The organism is Psychroflexus planctonicus (genome assembly GCF_014640195.1).
Taxonomy (GTDB): domain Bacteria; phylum Bacteroidota; class Bacteroidia; order Flavobacteriales; family Flavobacteriaceae; genus Psychroflexus; species Psychroflexus planctonicus.
Genome location: NZ_BMGM01000002.1, coordinates 86,632 through 109,022 on the forward strand (window position 1 = coordinate 86,632; position 22,391 = coordinate 109,022).

The window sequence follows — 22,391 nt, forward strand, 5'->3', positions numbered from 1 at the left end:
GGATTGAAACCAAAGATACAAAAAATGTTGGTATAATCGCTAAAATATTTAAGACCTATCCATTATAAACTAGGATTGAAACATGTAATTACAAATTGTCTTTTTCATATAGATGAAATTTAAGACCTATCCATTATAAACTAGGATTGAAACACACCATTATAGTGTGAATTATACCCTTATTTAATTAATTTAAGGCCTATCCATTATAAACTAGGATTGAAACAAAAAGAAGATTAATCTTCTATTTAATCTGCACTTTCAGGTCCAGTTTTGCAAACTCTTCCCGAACATGATTACATACAATTTCATAATCTTCATCATGAACAAAAACAGCATCATGCCTGAGCATCATTTCAAAATCTAATGTTCCTATTTTATCAACCAATATTTTTGATTCTAATTGCTGTAATTTTTTTGAAATATGAATTTCTTTCCTCAATTCATTAATTTGATTAACAAAATTTGGGTACAATTTATTTAAGGAATCATAAATTTTACCACTGCTCAAATTTCGGTTCGAAAAAAATATAAATTGGTAGCTCAATACTTTAAATTGATTTCTAGTTTTCCCCAATTCCCTCGCCATAACATCGTAAAAAACACCATCTTCAACATCTTTTCGATATGAGGGGTTGTCTATTAGGCTCGATAAAAAAAGAGGTTGACAGTTTTTAACATCAACTTCTCTTATTTCTTTACCACCCAATTTTGTGAATTGCAGAGTTGTATAGCTCATGTTTGTCAGACTACTATAAAATCGACCTTCATCGCTTATTTTAAACCATAAATTTTTATAATTTATTTTTAATACTGAGTTAAGATATTCAAATATTCGCTCTTCATTTAATTCTCTTTTTATTACCATTCCATTTTTTATTATTGGTTTTAATTCAATCCCTATATTTTTTTTAAGCCACCTATAATACTTGGTTAAATCAATACTTACTTTATAGCTATCTTTGATTTGCTTATTATGATTTGGATATTTTTGTAGCCAATATTTTTGATTTTTTAAATTATGGAAAACCTTTTTATAATCTATTTCTGCTTCTTCAAAGTTTCCATTCAATACTGATGTCAAAATCCTGTAGCTTTTACAAAATCTGCCTGATGAATATTTTTTGTTTACATCAATTAAATCTGCTTTTTCGAGCATACCAAGAAAGTACTTATACCTATATATTTTTTGTTTAATAGTAACTTTGAATTTGTCTAGTCTTTTATTATTAATTGATGTATAGCAGTTAAGATTTATAACACTCTCGTCTGTGATTTGATTGTTATAAATATAAAACCATAGACTTATCAATAATTTGTATACTTTTTTATTTTCTGATTCTGTGTTTCTTAAAAAATCATTTTCTTTAGACAAGGACTCTCTTATTATCTTTTCAACTTTAAGTGGCATATAAACTTTCAACTTTCATTATACTTTTTTTTAGGCACACGTTCTTTTATAAACGTGTTTAGAGATTAGTAGATTCAGTTCTACTTTTAATCAATAATTCTATATATTATATGGTTGAACTTTAAAAAAGTTTAAAAAAAAGATTGAATTTTTTTTGAATGAAAAGAAAATTGAAGGATTTGTAAGTACTATAATACTAGTCTAAATAGGCTTTTTCGAAAAGTTGCTTGACATATGAATATATTATTATTAATTATTTTAAATTATTTATTTTAATTAATAACTTATTTAATTAAACCTTATTAATTTTTTTATCTGAAACTACCTGAACTGAAACCTGTTTAATTGGACAAACTTTTAATGTAACTTGTTTGATACTGAAGCTTGTTTAATTGGATAAACATTTAATTTATTTTTTTAGATATTGAATACTGTTTAATTCAGTCACTCGTAGCCGGGGCATCAAGCCCCCGGCGTTTTCAGTTTTTAATAACTAACGAATAACCTTTTAAGTACTAATAAATATATTGTTTTACCATTTTTTTTAAAATAAAGTAAAACAAACCATGATTTATTTCATATAATTAAAAAAGCTATTATGATATGAAAACAAAAACGAGAAAAACAGGAAGTTCAAGATGGATAAACAAAAGGTTTACAAAGAATCTCATCTAATAAATGTCCAAAAAATTAAAAAAATATTCAAGAAAAACTAAACTTTTTGAAATTTTTGAATATAACATATATAAACAAAATTAAAAATTATGATTTTAGAAAGTAAAATGATTAAAGAATATGGTGCAAAATTGTGGAAGCTCAAAAGTGGATTATTACACCGAGAAGATGGTCCTGCTTATGTCGATAATGGTATAGAAAAATGGTACTTGTATGGTGCTTTGCATCGTGAAGGTGGGCCAGCGGTCGTAAATAAATACGAAAAAAAATGGTACAAACTCGGTAAATTACACAGAGAAAATGGGCCAGCGATTGAATCCAATGTTTATCCATCTGAGTGGTGGTTAAATGACGTTTATTACACTGAAAGTGAATTTAGAAAGGAGGTGGGACTATAAAATTGAGTATAAAATAATGAAAAGAAAAGAACAGAATTATTGGCTTTAAGTGAGTTAAGATGAGTCTATGATTTGTTTTTAACTAACTGGTTTAGAGTTTTTAATTCTGTGATTTTTTTTTATTTTAAGTTTTATGAATATATTTACGTGTCTAATAACTGATAGCAACAATTAAAATTTTAAGCTACTTCTAAAACCAAGCTATGAAAAAAATCACTCTGTTATTAATATTTACCATAACAATAGCATCTTGCCAAAAGAATAAAAATAAAGCTAATGTTACAGACGATTTTGAAAAATCGTATAAGGAACAGAAAAGTTCTGGTATGTTATCTGAAAAACACACTGAACATTTTGATTCGATAAATAATTTATATTCAAACTATAAATATAAAGTAGCATTCAACGCACCTAATCATTGGGATTCTGATTCAGGAGTATCTGAACATGCGATATTTAGGGCTTTTCAAACTGATTCAGCAATAAGTTTTGTAATTAACGTGATTGAACTAAAAGTGGTTGAAAATGAAAAAAAACAAGACGTATGGGAGATGTACCAAATTCAAAAAGAAAAAATGGATTATGCATATAAAGTTTTAATTCCAAAACAATTCAACACTGAAGTAGAAGATTTTAAAGCAAGTAAAACATACATAAAGAACAAAATTACGCTAAAAAGAAAATTTAAATATTTAGTACGTGAATTAGATTTAGAATATTATAACACATCAATAGTTTATCAAACTTCAAATAATAATTTCATATATACATTTGGTTTTGATGTGCCAACTATGTTTTATGATGAAAACCCTAGTTTTTATGACAACCTCATAAGCAATGTTTCATTCCTGTATGGTAAAGACGATTTGGATGGTGATAATTAATATAAACAAAAGATAACTTACAAGCGAAATCCATCTTGCTTAAAGAAGTAATAGTATATCTAATTAAAGAAATTAAACACTAATTTAGATGCTCTGAAACAAGAAGAAAAGAAAATTAACGGTAAGAGTATTTTTTATAATTTTAGTTTTTTTCTAGGTGTTTCATTTTAAAGAACAATATTAAAATATTTGAAAATGAATTTGAAAATTATAAATCGATTATTTCACATTAAACTATTTATTTTCATTGTGATAATATCGGTTTATAGTTGTAAAAAAGAAAATAAAGAATTTGATTTAGGGTATATTAATAACAATGTTTACGTAAATAACTTTTTTAAATTTAAAATAGATTTACCAAAGGAATGGATTCCTAAAACAGATGATTTCTATCGAAAAAATAATGAAGTTGTTAAAGAAGTTCTTGCAGGAGATGACAGGGTTAAGAATAGAATTTTAGATAAAGATGAAATCAATACAGTTAACTTAATTGGTTTATTTAAAAACAAAGAAAATTTAAGCATTGATTTGAATCCTAACATTCTTATTACCGCCAAAAATCTAGAATACTATCCAGATATAACAAATATTAATGATGATTTAAATCAAACAGTTTCTTTTTTACAAGATTCTAAAATTGAAGATTCAGGAATCAAAATTATTTATTTGAGTAAAGAATTCGAAAAAATAATAATAGGAAATCAAGTTTTTTATAAACTTGATGCAACGTTTAATTACAATGGTTTAATTGTAAATCAAGAAGTTTATTCTACTATTAGAAACAATTTTTCTCTGGCCATAATATTATCCTTTAAAAATAAAAATGATAAGCAATTAATGCACAATATTTTAACATCAATAAATTTTTATGAATAAATACTCTACAATTTTAATTTACATTTTACCATCTACATTAATTTTAATTATTGTAGGGTTTTTTTTAAATACTGATTTTAATGATAGTGAAGAAAGGTTAGAAGTTGCTTCAAGTATTATTGATGAATCCATAGAATATCATGAAATATTTATCAGTAAGGAAAATAGTAGTGCATATTTTTTTAAAGATTATTTAATTAAAGAAATAACATTTTTTAGTGTTTTAAGGAGCAAACAAATTAAATATGGTATTCATATAGCTGAAAAATGTAAAAATGATGATTTGAACTCATTAGAAGCACAGATGATAAAACCAATAAACACAGTGCTACTTGATGATATTTCTCAATATAAATATCATCATGCTTTTGAAATGAAAGACACACATGAAACTTTAGGATTTTTAACTTACATAGGTTTAATATTTGTTGTTTTGTTTATCATAAACAAGTCTTTCGGGAAAAATTATAAAAATATTATCAAGTATTATTTCTTGTTTTTTATTGTAATTAATTTTATGATAAAAGTATTGAATACATCTAATATGGTTAATTTTGAGAATGCTTTTAAATTATGTTTATATTAATCCTAAAATCAAAAACTAAATTTTTAAAAAGTTAAATCTAAATAACAACAAACTATTTTATTAGGCTTTTTAAAAAACAATATCAAAAATTATGCAAAGTCAAAACACTATAAAACTAATTCAAAATCATGGTGAAAAACTAAAACTAATTACTCGTTGTTTGAATAGTATAACTAAACATGGTAATATGTCTTATCGGCTGGGTTTAAAAAAAAACTTAAATATTAGCGAAGTTGAGAAACTATATGCTGATTGGTTATATTTAGTAGAGCGATTTAAAGACCCTGTCGAAAAAGAATTTTTTAATGAAAACTGGTTAAATGCAGGGAATATTTATATGGATTTATCTAAAAAAGAAATACCTTTTTTTTATGCTGATTTCTTAATGGATGAAAAAGGAACTTGGATTATAAGAACCATAGGTGATGACATTCAAAGCTTTGCAGATGAATTAAATAATAATGAAATTAATATTGACATGTATTTTAACCAATTAAATACAGAGTATGAAAAGAAGGTAGAAGAATTTTATAGCGAAAAATATCAATGGGATATAGACTTAAATGAACCTATTACTGATGAAGATATTAGAGATGTTATGTTTCCTGATTAAAAGCCCTTATATATGTTACAAGATATAAAAATGATGATTAAAAGCCTTCAAGCTTCTGGCTTCAATAAGGAAGAAATTATAATCAATCTTGGCATTTCTGAAGATGCATTAAATAAACTGCTAGAACAACCACCAGAACTAAAAAAAATAGAAAAACAAGATAATTCTAATTCAAAAAGTCCTAAAAAAGAAGATGTAATTTCCCCATCAAACTTAAAAGACTTACCTGACGGAGACTTTTCTTTAAATTTTAGTGATGTTCCTGCAAATGAATTAGATGCCAACAAAATTAAAGAAGTGGAACAAAGTATTTCTGCTATTGTCAGACTTTTAAATACAGTAGGAAAAACAGATGGAACTTTTACAGATGTATTAAATGAGTTTTTAGCCTATGAATCTATTCCAGTAAAAATGACTACTGGAAAAGGGCTATCTTATATGATAGAAGCTTGGAAAAATCTAAACAAAAAATATGGTAAAAAAGGAACCCCTGTTTTTGAAAAAGGAGAAATTCAATCCATACAAGATAAGTTTAAAACTCTAATGCAAAATAGTAATAGTGTTCAAGAAGCTTTAGAAAAAAGAAGAATTGAAGGTATTAAAGAAAGTACAGCTACTATTGACCCTACACAAGAAAATGTAGGCAATAAAACTAAGAAGTCAGACCAAGTTAAACTAGACCAAGAAGCTAATAAGGATAATATTGAAAAAGTAAATCCTAAAGCTGTAAAAAAAGATGATAAAGGTATTGCAGTAAAAGAAACCAAAGAAGCTAAGAAAGGTCAAGCACCTAGATTAGATTAGCTTACATTGTCTTATAAAAGAAAGTACAATGAAAATGGAGAGCTAATTACTAAGACTGACGATTTTGTAAAAACTCAAAAAACTGATAATGAATATAGATACTACCAATTATTATTTTATAAATTATCTGACCAATATTCAATTTTGTCTGGGTTTATAATAAATTCAGACATTCTTTCAATATTGAATATTCTGTCATCTTCACGCATATAACAATATCCAATAACACATAAAGAATCACCTACAGTTTTAAAACCTGATGGTTTAATTGTTCTTAAACTTTTTACACCACCATCAAATTGTATCGATTTATGATAAGAGAACTTAATATCTAAATTTGAACTAATAGCAATTTTGATATATTCTTCAATAACACTAATTTTTGTTGAATTAATAACCTTCTCTGAAGTGTTTAAAGTTTTGGATGCATAATCTATCAGTTTATTCTTGAATGTAATAGCAGTATCATTATCTGAATTTACACTCAACTCTTTATTTATGTATTCAAAAGATAACCCTATTTTTTTCTTTTTGAAATGTGCAACGGACAAAAAATAATTGATATGATTTTGATTAGGTTTTAGTTCATTATAAATAAGCCAAGAATCAATTGCTTCATTTTCAAGGTTAAGTTTTAATAAAACAATACCCTGCCAAAAAAATGCAATCGCATTTGAATTGTCTAAATTAATAGAAAGAGAAAAGTGTTCCTTGGCTTCGCCAAATTGTTCATTTTGCTGATATGCTCTTGCTAAATTATATTGAACTTTAGCATTGTCACTTTCAATTTCTAATGACTTTAAATAGTATTTAATTGCATTTTCATAATCTTTTTTATCTGATAATTCATTAGCAACTGTTGTTAAATCTTCAGCTTCAATTTTTTTAGCATAGTTACAATAGTGGAAGTTATTACATGCATAAAAATATCCATAAGGCCCTTTTCTTTCAATCAATTTACCATTATCACACCAACCACATTTTAAAGAAGTGATTGGTTCATCTGCTTCTATTTCTGTTACAAATTTTGAAGGGTATTCATAGCTTGTTAGTATATGTACATGCTTTTTAGCTCTTGTCATTGCTACATAAAACAAACGTCTTTCTTCACCATTTGGAAATTGGTCAGCTTTCGATAATAAGAAGTTCAACAAAGAATCATCTGATATTTCAGAAGGAAAACCATAAGTTCCTGAATTACCATTTAGGATAATGATATAATCTGCTTCTAAACCTTTTGATGTATGAACTGTAAGAAAGTTTATTTGATGATTATGATTGTCTTTAAATATGTAGTCATATTTATTGTTTAGCTTATTGTATTGTTTTGAGATATTTTGAGAATCATCTATAATACGTTTTTCAAAATCATAACGCCCTAAAAGTAATATTGAAACTTTATTGTCTTTTTCCTTCTTATTAATTACATCAAGAGCTTTGTTTAATACTTTAAATGCTTCATTACCATTTCTTTCAGCATCGTTGTATTTGTGAATGGTTAATGGATTTAATTTTGATTGTTTATTACTTTTTAAGGATTTTTCAATTTGATTTGGGTTCTTTAAAATAAAGTTACTTGAAAGGTCTATTAGTTTATTATCAAACCTATAAGTATGCTCTATATAAGATTTGTTTGTTTTCCTTTTAAAATCTTTTATTGTAGAAGTTTCAAAATATTCTGAAAAACCTGTAAAGACCCCTATATCACTACCTGCAAAACGATAAATAGACTGCCAATCATCACCAACACAAAATAATTTAGTATTAGGTTTTTGGTCTAATAATGCTTTAATTAATTGGTATCTTGATTGAGATATATCTTGAAATTCATCAATAATAATGTATTTGTATGATGACGAAAATTGACTGTTTGAAATTAAAGTAGTAGCCTTATTAATCATATCGCTAAAATCAATTTCATTATGTTCTTTTAAATAGTTTTCATAATTCTTTAAAATAGGTTCAAATAAGTTCAAAAATAACGTTGCCCTCTGATTATCTTCCTGTTTAGCTCTAAATAAAAGATTACTAATAGATTCATTATTAGATTTAAACAACACTAAAAAGGTGTTGAGTAACTGTGTGAATTTATCTATATCTTCAGGTGTATTTTCTTGTATATAATCCCAAATTTCATTATCTGACATTGGGTTAAATTCTACACCTTCATTTTCTAATTTATCCTGTAGATTAGATAATAAAATTCCTTTTTTCTGTTCCCAGGAATACGTTTCAATAAGTGTAGTGCCATTATATTGATGTTCATTTCTTTTCCAAGCAATACCATAATTATAAACTTGTTTTGCAGATATTCCTTCCTTACCCTTAAACCAATCTGGAACATTATTATTTTCATCAATACCAAAATGTTCTATATAAATATTGTATTCAGGCAAATAGAAATCAGGTTTATATTGTCCGAACTTTTTACTTGCTGTTTTGTATTGGTAACTTTCTTCGTATTTGTATTCAATATTATTTCTAAATAAAAAATTTGCAATAAATACTTCTTCCTGACTTTTAAACCTTTCACGGTATTTTATTTCTACACCATCTTTAGTTTTTCTTCTTATCATTTTATATCCTTCAAGTTTTTGCTCTTTAAGATAATTTTGATGTTCTGAATCTGACTTAAAATCGTGAATGTCTTTATATGGTTTTAAATAATATGCTAAAAAGTCTATTAGATTATTAAAGTAAGGATCATTTGATTTGGCATCTGAAATAAAAGATGAAAGAAGTTGTAATATTTCCTTTTGTGATAAACCAAAAATAGATGGTTTCTCATTTGTGGATTCTGCAATAATATCTAATCCTAATTTATGAAATGTTTTTACTGGTAACGAAATATCCATTTTATTTTGGATTCTTTCAGTCATTTCATCAGCAGATTTCCGAGTAAAAGAAATAAGCAATATTTCTTTTGGATTCACTCTTAACCTTTTGGTCAAATATTGAACCTTCCCTGCTATTGTTAAGGTTTTACCAGAACCCGCACCTGCAATAATCAAATTATTATCTTCGTTTACTACAATTGCATGTCTTTGTTGTGCATCTAATGATTTACCTTCAACATCACTTAATAAACCATCTACTTTTTCAAGTTCCTTTCTAATAAAAATATTATTTCTAACCTTTATTAAATCCTTAAAATTTGAGTATTCTGAAATAAAAGTATCAATAAGTCTTATTTCTTCTTGAAAGGCTGGTAAGTCAGCATAGTCAGTGATTTTTAACTTATTAAATAAAGCTGAATAATTAGAAGTAAAATTATAAGCATCGTAATTTGATAGATACTTACTTTTATTACATAATTTAGTAAAAGAAAGATTGAATTGTTTGATTTCGGTTAATTGTTTTTGAAGGCTTTTTTTACGTTTTTCACATTTTAGTAAATACTCTGCTCTACGTTGTCTCTTTTCATCTTCAAGCCTTTTTTGCTTTTTGGCATATGAATGAATTAAAACCAAAATAGATGTTAGAATAATAGTGCCTAATACAATATAGCCTAGCATAGATTAATATTAAGATTAAAAAATTCTAATTTTGAAAATGTTTTTTTTATAATCTTTTAATAAATTGAATAGGAAAATTCATTTATTTATAAAATTAAAAGTATAAATTTTTTAACAGATAAGACTTTAACTTTTAAAATAACTTTAATTCCTGCAACTTCATTAAACAGTTGGTTAGTATCAAATGTGACAAATATGGCTAGAATGCTTTCTAGTACAAATCTTTCTGACCAATCTCTAAACAATTGGGATATTTTAAATGTAACAGATAGGTAAAACATGTTTAGGGATGCGCTAAGTTTTACGGAAACAGTAGAAGATGTACCCGAAGCACCAATTCATTATTTAGTACCATTAGCTTTTTTTACATGAGCTTATCTTGGAATTAAAAGGCTAAAGAATAATTAGTAAGGGTTTAAACTAATCTAAAACAAAAAGCAGCACTTTCAAGGGGTGCTGCTTTTTAAATAAAATTGTCCAAGATTAAAATCACCTAACCTAAATTAAATTCACGCTTACGGACGAATCCTTTCGTGTGGTAATATAGATTTATTGGGTTATCCTGTTTTATTTTGTGGTTTATGAATATATTTATGCTATTATTAATTGTTATAGCCCATTTAAAAAAACACAGTATGACAAATATTTCAACACTTGAGCGACTGACAAAAGAAAATCCACTTGACTATGGGTATTGGAACGACCTTGGTATTGAGTATAAAAAACAAGGACGACAAAAAGACGCAATCATTTCATATTTGAATGGCGTAAATGCAATTTTTCAAAGCATTTATCTACAACTGAAAAATTCAAAAGACAATGAATTTTTTGGGGTTGAAAGTTTAGGGGATAAAGCAAATCATAAGTTTTGGTTGGACAGAGTAATAGACTGCATTACAGCATATTCTAAGGCGGATGGAGTTTCAAATATTAGATTCCCAAACGGACAAACAGCAATCAAGTTTTCCGACCAAATAACTTATGGTGGACTTCTTTTCTTTGACCAAGAAAATATAAGATATGTCTTACCAAACTTGATTCACACATTTGCCGACTGTTTGACTTGGAACAAAATTTATTCGACCTATTTAAACAACATTGGAGTGGCATATGCCGAAAAGGGTGATAATGACAAAGCAAGGGAATATTTTAGAGAATCAATTGCATTTACACCTAAAGGAACAGATTATCCCAATCCAATAATTGGACTTAGAGAACTAAAAGATTAATAAAATGAGTGACCAAGACGATATATTTAAAAAATTCGCAGAAGCGGAAAAAAGAGCAGGAAAAAATGTTGACCCAAAAGACTTGTTGACTAAACAAGAGATACACGAATTTGGAATAGACATTATTTATAAATATGCTCAACAAGAAGGATTTGAAGTGGTTGACGGAACGACAGACCTCAATCAAAATCCTCAACTTGTCCTTAAAAAAAACGGCCAGCTTTATTTCGTAATGATTAAAACGGGTCCAGCCGATGGAACTCATTTAACTTATGATAGAGATTTAGCAATGCAGATTTTTAATAGTGCAAATCCCCACAATGCCAAAGTTTTATTTGCAGGAGTCGGCTTAAGATGCGTTGGCTATGGGTCAGCATTGGTCAGAAATAAAGGTTTTCAAATTGACTTTAGGGGATTTGAAGACATAGAGTCTGTATCACTAAATCCTGAAGAATTATTGGCGTTTGACCAGTATAGAAGAATAAAATGGAATCTTGACAATAATAAAAAACCAAAACCTGAAGTAGTTGAACGAGTAAAGAATTGGATTGCTGAAAATGAAAACTCAATTATTGTCAGAAAATTAAAAAACAAGGAAATTGTTAACGTGCCAGACCTAAATTTAAATATAGATTATAAAGTTGTTACAGACTTAATGACTTTATTTCCAAACCAAATATTTGACGAATAATAAAAAAACGGGCTATAACAGCGTATAACAAAAATGGCGAGATTTGTGCTGAAACGAGAGTTTTGTGTATTTTTAGATATTATAAGTTTAACCGAAAAACTTACGCATTTTAAGTCGCTACTTTCGTTATGTGCGAGACGTTAAAATTTAAAACTATATTAAAATGAAAAAAACATTATTATTTATATCATTTACATTGATTACAACCATCTGTTTTGGACAGAATTTATTTTTTATTGGTGATAATTCCTACCCTTGCACTGAAGCAGTAACTTTATATTCTAATAGAACTGACAAAAGTATATATTTGGATATTGTATTTGCAAAAGATAATGAAAAAGGGTTTTTAGTATTAAGTACGCAATCTAGAGATGGAAGTGTAAGAATTAAAGATAAATTATTAATTTATCTAGATGATGGTTCGGTAATTACTTGTTTAGACAGAAATATTTTTGACAACGTAGATTTTATTGCCACAACAGTTTATTACTTAACTAAAGAAGAATTAAAAAAAATGAAAACCAGCAATATTAATACAATACGTTTTTCAATAAAATGTAGTGATTGTTTGCATTCATCAGAAGAAGGTGATTTTTCGGCAACAAATAAGGCATCCAATAAAAGTTATTCAAAAAAAGAGAAAATTGACTTCACAAGTATCGTCAAAAATCTGTTTAATTAAATTTTAATTTATAAAATGATAATTAACGGAATTATATTAAGCTAATTATAGTTTTAAAATAATAAAATAGAAATATCAGAATGTGTAAACTATTATATAAAAAAAGAAAAACAAAGTGGGCAATACATCTTTGTTCAAAAAGGAGCTACAAAACCAACTAAACAGCAATACACAGAATTAGTTGGGATAACAAGAATATCAGAAATAAAACTTTTAGATAAAATTGACATTGGCTCTTATAATTATGCTATTTGCAAAATTAGTCCCACACCATATTTATCAAATAATGAAAGGGAAGGCATTATATTTAAGTATACTGATGCTAAATTTATTGAGCAAGTTACCGAAGACCCTGAATCAGTGAATTTGGGTTGGTGGTCTTAATACAATAAATAGATTATTAGCTACATGAAAAGGTTAGAACTAGCACTTTAACGGTCGTAATATCCGTTAGTCATATTGGAGCCATTTGTTAATCATTATAGCAATTTAAAAGCTAATGGCTAATACCTAACCCCAAATTAAATTTCCACATTTTACATTAATTTCATACATTTAAAATCTAATATTATCATCCATAAACACCAATTAATGGGAATTAAGCTTAAAAAGTCATTTTTACGTACTATAAAAATTAAAAACCTATCAAAATAGATTGAAATGACTATTTACAGAGAGCAGAAAAACTAGCTTTTAAATTCTATGACGAAATCGATACATGCCAGGAAGAAGAAAACGAACAATACTTCTCACCAAGTATTATATAGTTTCGAAAGCATTAGCATCGTAAAAAATATCCTTTATTAACACCAGAATAACTAAATTATTAAATAACTGTTTTTATGATATTAATTAAATTGTCCTGTCCTCAAATTATGGTTTATAAATATATTTACCTTTATATTAAACGTTGGACATAATTTTGAAAATTAAATGGATAAAACAAAACTTTGGAAAGTTGAAAGTAATAAATTAGTCGAAATCAACTCAAATAACCTAGACTACGAAGACCGAATTCATAAATGGATAGAAGAAGATATTTCTATCGTTCTACCTGATGCGATTCTTATCGGCTCTAAAATTTTAACGGACCATGGAAAAGAAATTGACTTATTAGCAATTGACGAAAATGGAGATTTAATTGTTTTAGAACTTAAACGAGGTTTAACAACAAGAGAAGTTACAGCTCAAGTTTTAGATTATGCTTCTTGGATAAATACGCTTGATGAAGATGGAATAAATGATATTCTAACTAAAAACGGAATTGAAAAAAGTGTTTCGGAATTAATGTCTGAAAAATTTGATGACTACGAAGAAGATATTGAAATCAATGAAAACCAAAAAATCTATATTGTTGGTTCTTCTATTGACTTAATTACCGAAAGAATATGTAAGTATCTTGCTGGTAATGGGCTTCAGATTAATGTTTTAACATTTGATTATTTTCAAGACGATGAAAATGAATTTATTGCAAGAAACTTTCTTGTAAATGAATTTGATTCGCTAAAAGACACAGGTAAAAAAAGAAAAGGTAGATACATAACAAAACTATTCCAGGAAGAAAAAATTAAAGTTGGTCAAAAGGTAAAGTACATACCATTAAGCGAAATTAAAGGAATGGAAAAAATTGCTACTATTTACAGAAAAGGCAGTAAATGTTTAAAAATGGATGATACTGGAGAAACTTATTCATTCAGCGGTTTGAGAAAAAAAATAATATTAGAGAATGGACTTGATTTAAATCCGCATTTTCCATATTGGCAATGGACTGAATGGTTATTAATAGACAAGAACACAAAATTATCTGACTTATAAAAATATACGCAAATTCGTAGCAATAATATATGGACTAAAAACTTACAAATAGAATAAAACAATGCTATGGATTATTATATCTAAACCTAAAGTCTTAATTTTAAGATTTATTTAAACATCATGGATGGTATTTATAAATATTTAGAAGTTCTTATTGAATTTTCCGAAAGAAAATTAAAGAGAAACTTTAATATTACAGATTTAGGATTTGATAAATTTGAAATGATAAATTCTTATTTAATTTATCAAACGATTAGAGATGAAAATAACAACACATTAATCTATATCCCAGATAAAGAAACCAAATCTCAATTTTACATTCCAGCAATTTTTATTATTGCTTTTTATAACTTTATAGACAATTTCATCGATGATTCAACTGTGTTTAATAAAGGTGATACTTTGCAAAGAGGAAAGAATAGGTTTGTAATAGAAAGAATAAATGAAAGAAAAGCAGTATTAATAAAGAAAGATAAAGCCAATACGAGATACCCAAATGTGCCTGTAAGCAACTTAAAAAATTATATAAAGACCTATGCTAGTGCAAGTTCTACGAAGATTCATAAAACATTTAGCTCGTATCGAACTTTTTTCAAAAAATATGTAGTTGGTGTTAATAAAGAAGTACCGTCACAATTTAAATATAAATCTATTATTGTAACTGATAAAAGTATTGTAAAGGAACTGAAAGAATATAAATTAGAAAAAAAACCAATTCACAAGGCCTTTCCTTTTCAATATATAACAAAATCTGGCATTCAGTCAGATAACATTCCAATTGACCCAATGATTTATATAGTCAATGATTATGAGACTGTTCGAAAACACATTTTAACTCAAGAAATCATGATACGAAATATAACTTTCATTGGAGAAAACAAATACAGAGAAAGTTATCTTGAGATTACGGAAGATTTAAACAATGGAAGAATAGTGAATTGCTTGTTAATTGGAAGTACAGACTTAAATACTAATGTAATTCCAAACTTAAAAAAATGGAAATGGACATTATCTGAATTAGACTACTTCAATTACTTTACTACTTACCCAATCAACAAAGTAATAGTTAATAATGAAGCGTTTACAATCGCTTTAAATGAATTCAATATCTTAATTCAAAAAATTGAAAAAGACTATGGAATTAGCTTAAATGAGCTGTACAAATATGTGCGGAACATATTACCAATAATAATTCCTTCACCTAACAGTAGACTACTCACACAACTTGATAATGCTTTAATTTACTTTGAAAAAGAAGGCGAAGACATTGTAGAAACTATATTATCAGATATTGGAGAATATGACTATGATGATGTTTGGAATGAAATATTAGATAAATTTTTAGTATTAATTAACTCTAAAAAAACAGCACATTATAAATTTAAAAAGATTGAAGAATATCAGAAAATAGACTATTTAATTGTGCCTAAAGAATATTTGGAAATTTGGAAAGAAGAAATTAATTCTCATAAAGTAAAAAATGTTATTTCTTTTAAAGAGTTCAATTCTTTAACTGTTAAAAACAAAACAATAGTCTTTTTAGGTTTTTTTGGATATAATCACTTAAAGTCAATGATGTATAATTCTAATAAAATTAATGTTATCCTATATCCACAAGAAGAAACACATTTCAATAATTGTGACACTAAGTTGAACAGGGAAACATTTCACGAACTAAAAAGTACTGACAGAAAGGCAATATCTGATGTTTCATTTAAAGAAATAGAACAAAAAGAAAACATTGATGAACTAATAAAAAGACTTTTTAGTCAAGATGAAGAAGCTAAAATAAGCCCTGACTATTGCGAAAATTTTACAACAAATATTATAAGAGAATTAACTTTTGAAAATGACATAGAAAAATTAGAATTAGACGAAAATAAAACTGTGTTATTAAAAATAAACCAAAAAGAACGTTTTGAGAAAGTTAAAAACCTTAAAACGGGAGACAAAATTAGAGTTTACGATAATTCTTCTAAAGAAGAACTATACCAAGTAGCTTTAGAATTCGATATTAATGGAGAATTCACTAAAATAGAAGAGTTTTCCAAATTATGGAAGTCAGAACTGGAATTATTTTACAAAGAGCATAATTCATTGAATGAATTACATGAACTTCTTTTAAAAAACGGTCTATCAATTAAAAACGCACTAACTCTTAATAACTGGATTAGACCAGAAAGTGACGTGAAATTTCCTCAAAGGAAAAAAGATTTATCTGTAATTAAAAAAACAATAAACTCTGATAAATTGAACCACAATTATAATGATATTTTTAAACACAGAATAGGTTACAATCGTATAATGAAATCATTAGGTAGGAAGTTCAGTTCAGAAATATCAGATTACATCAAACATAAAAGAAAAGGGAAACTGTTAAAGCAGTTTACAACAAAACAAATTCAAAAATTTGTTGACCAAAACGCAAAAGAAAGAACCATTAAAGTAATAAAAGCAATTGATTATGAGCAATAATCACGATAATATAGCACGAGATATTTTTCAAGAAAGAATTAAAAAAGGCCTTTTGGGACCTGGTTCAGATATTTTCGTAACCGAAAAAGATAAAAGTGAAGAAATAATATCAGATTATCCTTTACAAAGATATTATACAGGTGTTTTATTTCCAGAACAAATAAAAAAAGATACTGCTGAAAGTGAAGTCGCAAACGAAACGGAATCTGATAATGAAGATGCTTTAAAAGTTGAAATTGAAGAAAAAGAACCAACAGATAAAAGCTTTACAACCAGCAATAAAGGCGACAATAAAGATGATGAGTTGAAAATATCTCAAAATACATTTTTCCCATCTAATATTGGTTTAACTTTTTGTATTGAAAATGGAGTTAAAGAACTTGATGTTGAATTTAGTTTTGGTCTATATTCTCAAGTAGCAAGTGATATAAAAATAAAAGTATCTAAAAGGGATTTTGATGAGTTTAACAATCATCCTTCATTTCCTTTCAAAAAAATTATAAACTACGAAGATGGTTATATGATTTTAAAACGAAAGTTACAAGGTAAAAGTCGGTCACCTAGAACAGAAGAATTTGTCCAATTTGATGATTTCAAAAAGTCAGATAGTTTTAAAGACAGCTCACTTCCACCGATATTCCACATCTTTGAAAAGCTAATTGGTAGAACTTGGAAACGAGAAAACATTGTTATAAACGAGAAAATATCTATTTCAGACATTTTTAAACCTAAAACAATTTTTGAGCGAAATCTAAAAAAGAAAACAAGCAATTATTTAAAAGCTTCTTACACTTTAAAGACATACCATATAAAACAAAATCCAAATTGTACATATGTTAAAATACAATTGGCAAACACATCAGATAAACATCCATCGAATCAATTTTCAAATGCAAAAGAACTTTTAAACCAAAAATGTATTTTCCAAACCAAAATTAAAGTTATCCTCAAAAAATTAAGCCCTTATAAATCTTACATTGAACTGAATCCTTTAGATAAAGAAGCAGAAGTATTAAATTACTTGTACAAGGACAAATTAAGTTATGGGATTGGTCACAACTGCTCTGTTGTTTGGGAAAAAACCAAGGAAACTATCCAAACTTCATTCTTACCACAATATGATGTAAAAAACACGAAAAACAGTTTTTCGGAAGAAGATTTTAAAGACAATCTAAATGATTTTCATTTACTTAATAAAAGCTTAGACATTTATAGTCTTTCACATTTCTCAAATGAAAACAAAACTGAAATAATCGAAAGATTAAAAACTTTTGTCAATCTATATAGAAATTGGATTTCAGAGCAAAAGAAAATCAGCTCATCAAATAAAGAAATTGAAAACCATATTTTCAAAAACTTAGATTTCAATCTTAACAGGTTAAAATTAAACATTGAGTTACTAAAATACGATAAAATTTTCAGAGCTTTTCAATTAGCAAATTCAGCTATGCTAATTCAAATTATAATATCAAATGATGATAATTTTTCTGGTAAAGAAAAAGATTTAAAAGAATTAGATACAACTATTGATTACAATAGTATTGACTATTTCAAAAACTATAATTTCGATAAACTATCTTTTGGAAAACCTAAATATAGACCGTTTCAATTAGCCTTTCTACTTTTAAATATTGATAGCATTACAGACTTAAAATCTGATGCAAGAAATAAAATTGTTGACTTAATATGGTTTCCAACAGGTGGTGGAAAAACCGAAGCGTATTTAGCTGTTGGTGCTTTTACAATAATTTATCGCAGGTTAATGAATAAAACAGGGTATGAAGGAACTTCAGTAATAATGCGTTACACGCTGAGATTACTTACAGCCCAGCAATTTGAAAGAGCTTCAAGATTAATTGTTTCCTTAGAGTTTTTAAGAACGCAATTTGAACAAGAATTAAGAGAAGAACCAATAACAATAGGAATGTGGGTAGGTATGTCTTCTACCCCAAATTCTTTAAAAGAAGCAGAGGAAAAAGTTGAAGACATTAATGAAGAGTGCAATAAAAAAGATGGAATTCCTGATAACAAAAACGTGTTTCAGGTTAGCTCTTGTTCTTGGTGTGGCACAAAGCTCATAACTAAAAACGAACTCAATAATTGGATATTTGGTTTTAAAATTGAAGGAAAGAAAAAGGACACAAAGTTTAAAATAAGGTGCGTAAACAAAAAATGTCATTTCCATAATAAACTTCCTATTCAGGTAGTTGATGAAATGCTATATGAAAAACCGCCGACTCTACTTTTTGGAACAGTAGATAAATTTGCAATGTTAGCATGGAAAGCAAGAGGAAACAGTTTTTTCAACTCACTAAACGAAAGTTTACCACCAGATTTAATTATTCAAGATGAATTACACCTTCTAACTGGTCCTTTAGGCACAATTACAGGAATTTTTGAGAGTGTTATTGAAATACTATGCTCTAAAAATGGCAGAAAACCAAAAATAATTTCATCAACTGCAACAACTCGAAATACAAATGAACAAATAAAAGCATTGTATGGCAATGATAAAATTGTAAATGTTTTTCCACCTTCAGGTTTGAGTTCTTCAGATAGCTTTTTTGCAAAAGTATCAACAACAAAGAGTACAAGAAGATATATTGGTTTTATTCCAACAGGAAAATCATCAATTGACACGCAACTTCAAATGTTTGCCAATTTGTTTGTGGCTCGATTAGAAGTTTATAAAGAATTGATTTTAAATGGGGTAAATGACTATGAAATATTTGACAAGTATTGGACGCTTATTTCATATTATAATAGCTTAAAAGATGTAGGTAAGATTCATAATAAGGTTGGAGATGAAATTTCAACTTTTACTTCTGCTTTACAAAAGAAGTTATATGGAGACAATCCAAATAATCGCTTTAATTACGAATATTTATACAATCGTGATGAAGAGTTGACAAGTAGAATTGATAGTACAAAAATCAAACAAACTTTAAAACGATTAGAAGAAAACACTTTTAATAAAGAGACCATACAAAAATATCCAAATGGAAATACCTATGTAAAATCAGGAATAATTGATTTAGTTTTAGCGACTAATATGATTTCCGTAGGAATTGACATTGAAAGATTTAACGTAATGCTTATAAATAGCCAACCTAAAAATGTGGCAGAATATATTCAGGCTTCAAGTAGAGTTGGTAGAAAATATAAAGGTTTAGTTATTGATTTGTTGGATGCAAATAGAGCAAGAGATAAATCTCATTTTGAACATTTTATTCCTTTTCATCAAGCATTTTACAAAAGTGTAGAACCGGTTAGCTTAACACCTTTTACAGAAAACACACTTGAAAAAATGCTGGCAAGTATAATGATAACTTATGTTAGGCATAAAGTTATAGGAATGGCATCAAATAATTCTGCTCAATATTTTCAACCTGAAATGTTAGATGGTTTAAAAACTGATATCAAGAAACGATATTCAACTGATTCTAAAGTTTATCAATTATTTGAAAATAAGCTAAAGGTGCTTTCTGATGATTGGTTAGAGCAGATAGAAAATCATGATTTAAAAAATTATGAAGCTACAAACACAGAAATTGGTTTACTTGTAAAACCAGCAGAAAAAAGTTTTGACAATGATGATTTATGGTCTGTTATGCAATCAATGAGAGAAATAGATACAAATTCCTTTATTAGAGTTGGACTACCAAACATTAGAAAAAATGGCTAAATACACAGAATTACAAACAAGAAAATTAATTAGTTCATATGGGGGAGTTGGTTCAATAATTGAAACAATTGATGGAGCTTTAATGATAAAGGATTTTGATAAATGGAAATATTTCTTCCTAATTGAAAAAGAGAAAATTGAAGTTCAGGAAAACGAAAGTATTAATGATGACCGTTTATTAAAACGATTAAAATTCTATTTTCCAGACTTAAATCAAATAGTTAAAGTTCCTGCGAATTATTCTGCGTTTTATAATACTTCTTTACCAAAACTAAAAAACCATATAGTTGATGCTGAATATTTCCCTAAATGGATGTATTGTAATAAATGTAATAGTATTAAGCATATTGATGATTGGTACAAAGGTTGGAAAATCGGTTTTCACAGTAAGGATAGAAATAAATTAGATGACGCTTTTACGCCTCCAAAATGTTATAAATGTTATCAAAAAGCAAAAAAGAATAAAGAAAAGAGAAGATACTATGTTTTAGAGCAAGTTAGGTTTATTATGACAGCACCTAATGGAAATATTAAGGACATTCCGTGGCACAATTGGACAAATTTAACCAGAGAAAAAGATGAAAATGGTCAGAAGAAAATTGTTTTTAACGGAAAGTGTTGTAATAAACAAGATTTAAAATATATCAAAGATGGACGGAATCCAGACTTTACAGGAGTTAGAATACAGTGTAAAAATCCTGACTGCAAAACGAATGCTAAACAGCAATCTTTGATTGGTTTAATGGGATTACGTGTTCCAGATTTCAACCAAAACGGAGAAATTAAAACCATTGTTGATGCTGAAGGAAATCCAGTTTTAGATGTTAAGGGAAAAGTACAAAAAGTAATGTTTAAAGCTGTTATTCGCACAAGTAATAGCGTTTACTACCCTTTAATAACTAACAGTTTGTACTTACCTACTCTCGAAATCAAAAAAAATATTAAGGATAAAATCAAAACTCTTTATGAAGATGCTGAATTTTCATCTGAAAAAATCCAAGCAAAGATAAATAATGAACAGCTTCAACTTACAATAAGTCAGATTGAAGAAGTTATGTTTCCTGATAATCAGAATTTCATTAAAGAAGTTGATTACAGACTAAGAGAATATCAGTATTTAGTAACTAACGAAAGTCCTGACGATAAAAACCTTGTTTTTGAGCAAGTAAATTCAAATGAGTTAGTCAATTTTGGTATCAGCAAATTACTAAAAGTTAATAGGTTAAAGTTAACATCAGTTCAAACAGGTTATAGTCGTCAAGACCCAATTGACAAAGACCTGTTTGCTAACAAAACGATGGAAGATTACATTCCTGTAAGCCAACACGCTGTTAAAGCTAAATACACAACTTCAAAAGGAAAAAATACCAAATTATTACCTGGAATAGAAAGCTTTGGAGAGGGAATATTTATTGATTTTGATAAGGAAAAGATTAGTAATTGGTTTAAAAGTTGTTCGAAACATGAATCTTTCAAAAAAAGAATTGATGCATTAAAAAATAATATAGAAATTTCCACTTTCACACCTTCCGAAGAAAAGCTTAAAATGCTAAACAATTTAGAATATTTAACTACTTTTCTATTTATACATACATTTTCTCATATTTTGATTAAAGAGTTAGAATTTTTAACTGGTTATCCAGCAACATCTCTCGCAGAAAGGCTTTATGTAAATGAAAACGATATGCAAGGTGTATTGATTTATACCATGGCTGGAGCAGAAGGAAGTTTTGGTGGCTTAGTCTCTCAGGCAAAACCTGAAAGGTTTTCTAAAATATTATATTCTTCTTTAGCACGAGCTAAAGATTGTGCTTCTGACCCAATCTGTTATCATTCCGAAGGTCAAGGTGTAGGCGGACTAAACCTTGCGTCTTGTTATTCGTGTGGTCTTCTTCCAGAAACATCATGTGAAGAATTTAATAGTTATTTGGATAGAGCATTACTAATAGATGCAGCTTTTGGGTTTTACAGAAATAATTTAATTTAGAATTTTAAAAACAGATGTAAATTAACAAAACGATTGTATAAAGCTAAAAATCCTAAATTTGAAGC

At 27.4% G+C, this 22,391-nt stretch carries 16 protein-coding genes and 1 CRISPR repeat array (1 of these 17 running past the window's edge); of the genes, 14 read left to right on the forward strand and 2 right to left on the reverse strand.

Translation table 11 applies throughout. From position 1 onward, the window contains the following. Window positions 1-226: a CRISPR direct-repeat array (repeat unit 36 nt; unit sequence ATTTAAGACCTATCCATTATAAACTAGGATTGAAAC) (it extends 97 nt beyond the left edge of the window). 18 nt (window positions 227-244) lie between these two features. Beyond that, window positions 245-1,411, reverse strand: coding sequence for a hypothetical protein (locus IEV72_RS02535; protein WP_188457514.1), 1,167 nt, complete (start codon window positions 1,409-1,411; stop codon window positions 245-247). A gap of 764 nt (window positions 1,412-2,175) precedes the next feature. On the opposite strand from IEV72_RS02535, the gene IEV72_RS02540 reads away from it, so the two are divergent. From IEV72_RS02540 to IEV72_RS02565, 6 genes are all read left to right on the forward strand, one after another. After that, window positions 2,176-2,484: a hypothetical protein gene (locus IEV72_RS02540; RefSeq protein ID WP_188457515.1), complete on the forward strand. Its 309-nt coding sequence runs from the start codon at window positions 2,176-2,178 to the stop codon at window positions 2,482-2,484. A gap of 203 nt (window positions 2,485-2,687) precedes the next feature. Further along, a complete protein-coding gene (locus IEV72_RS02545) occupies window positions 2,688-3,368 on the forward strand; it encodes a hypothetical protein (RefSeq protein ID WP_188457516.1) in 681 nt (226 codons plus the stop codon). Between the two features lie 195 nt (window positions 3,369-3,563). Then, window positions 3,564-4,244, forward strand: a complete 681-nt coding sequence (locus IEV72_RS02550; protein WP_188457517.1) for a hypothetical protein — start codon at window positions 3,564-3,566, stop codon at window positions 4,242-4,244. After that, a complete protein-coding gene (locus tag IEV72_RS02555) occupies window positions 4,237-4,830 on the forward strand; it encodes a hypothetical protein (protein WP_188457518.1) in 594 nt (197 codons plus the stop codon). Before IEV72_RS02550 ends, IEV72_RS02555 begins: the two co-directional genes overlap by 8 nt. A 91-nt stretch (window positions 4,831-4,921) precedes the next feature. After that, entirely contained in the window at window positions 4,922-5,443 is a 522-nt protein-coding gene (locus IEV72_RS02560) for a hypothetical protein (protein ID WP_188457519.1), read from the forward strand. A gap of 12 nt (window positions 5,444-5,455) precedes the next feature. Then, window positions 5,456-6,247 carry a hypothetical protein gene (locus tag IEV72_RS02565; RefSeq protein ID WP_188457520.1) on the forward strand — a complete coding sequence of 264 codons (792 nt, stop codon included), beginning with the start codon at window positions 5,456-5,458 and terminating at the stop codon, window positions 6,245-6,247. A 116-nt stretch (window positions 6,248-6,363) separates the two neighbouring features. Here the strand turns inward: IEV72_RS02565 and IEV72_RS02570 are convergent, their stop codons facing one another. Continuing rightward, window positions 6,364-9,762, reverse strand: a complete 3,399-nt coding sequence (locus IEV72_RS02570; RefSeq protein WP_188457521.1) for a UvrD-helicase domain-containing protein — start codon at window positions 9,760-9,762, stop codon at window positions 6,364-6,366. Window positions 9,763-9,909: 147 nt separating this feature from the next. On the opposite strand from IEV72_RS02570, the gene IEV72_RS13735 reads away from it, so the two are divergent. The 8 genes from IEV72_RS13735 to drmB all read left to right on the forward strand — a co-directional run bounded on the left by IEV72_RS13735 (window position 9,910) and on the right by drmB (window position 22,326). Continuing rightward, entirely contained in the window at window positions 9,910-10,038 is a 129-nt protein-coding gene (locus tag IEV72_RS13735; RefSeq protein ID WP_373283985.1) for a BspA family leucine-rich repeat surface protein, read from the forward strand. A 359-nt stretch (window positions 10,039-10,397) separates the two neighbouring features. Beyond that, window positions 10,398-10,991 carry a tetratricopeptide repeat protein gene (locus IEV72_RS02580; RefSeq protein ID WP_188457523.1) on the forward strand — a complete coding sequence of 198 codons (594 nt, stop codon included), beginning with the start codon at window positions 10,398-10,400 and terminating at the stop codon, window positions 10,989-10,991. Window positions 10,992-10,995: 4 nt separating this feature from the next. Continuing rightward, window positions 10,996-11,682, forward strand: a complete 687-nt coding sequence (locus IEV72_RS02585; RefSeq protein ID WP_188457524.1) for a DUF8840 domain-containing protein — start codon at window positions 10,996-10,998, stop codon at window positions 11,680-11,682. Window positions 11,683-11,845: 163 nt separating this feature from the next. Continuing rightward, complete coding sequence (locus IEV72_RS02590; RefSeq protein ID WP_188457525.1) at window positions 11,846-12,364, forward strand: hypothetical protein; 519 nt, start codon at window positions 11,846-11,848, stop codon at window positions 12,362-12,364. Window positions 12,365-13,297: 933 nt separating this feature from the next. Then, window positions 13,298-14,179, forward strand: coding sequence for a PDDEXK family nuclease (locus IEV72_RS02595; RefSeq protein ID WP_188457526.1), 882 nt, complete (start codon window positions 13,298-13,300; stop codon window positions 14,177-14,179). Window positions 14,180-14,299: 120 nt separating this feature from the next. Next, window positions 14,300-16,654 carry a DrmE family protein gene (locus tag IEV72_RS02600; protein WP_188457527.1) on the forward strand — a complete coding sequence of 785 codons (2,355 nt, stop codon included), beginning with the start codon at window positions 14,300-14,302 and terminating at the stop codon, window positions 16,652-16,654. Next, window positions 16,644-20,339 carry a helicase-related protein gene (locus IEV72_RS02605; RefSeq protein ID WP_188457528.1) on the forward strand — a complete coding sequence of 1,232 codons (3,696 nt, stop codon included), beginning with the start codon at window positions 16,644-16,646 and terminating at the stop codon, window positions 20,337-20,339. The genes IEV72_RS02600 and IEV72_RS02605 overlap by 11 nt, the downstream gene beginning before the upstream one ends. Beyond that, window positions 20,332-22,326 (forward strand): DrmB family protein, encoded by a 1,995-nt coding sequence (gene drmB / locus IEV72_RS02610; RefSeq protein WP_188457529.1) that lies wholly within the window; start codon window positions 20,332-20,334, stop codon window positions 22,324-22,326. The genes IEV72_RS02605 and drmB overlap by 8 nt, the downstream gene beginning before the upstream one ends. Window positions 22,327-22,391: the final 65 nt, after the last annotated feature.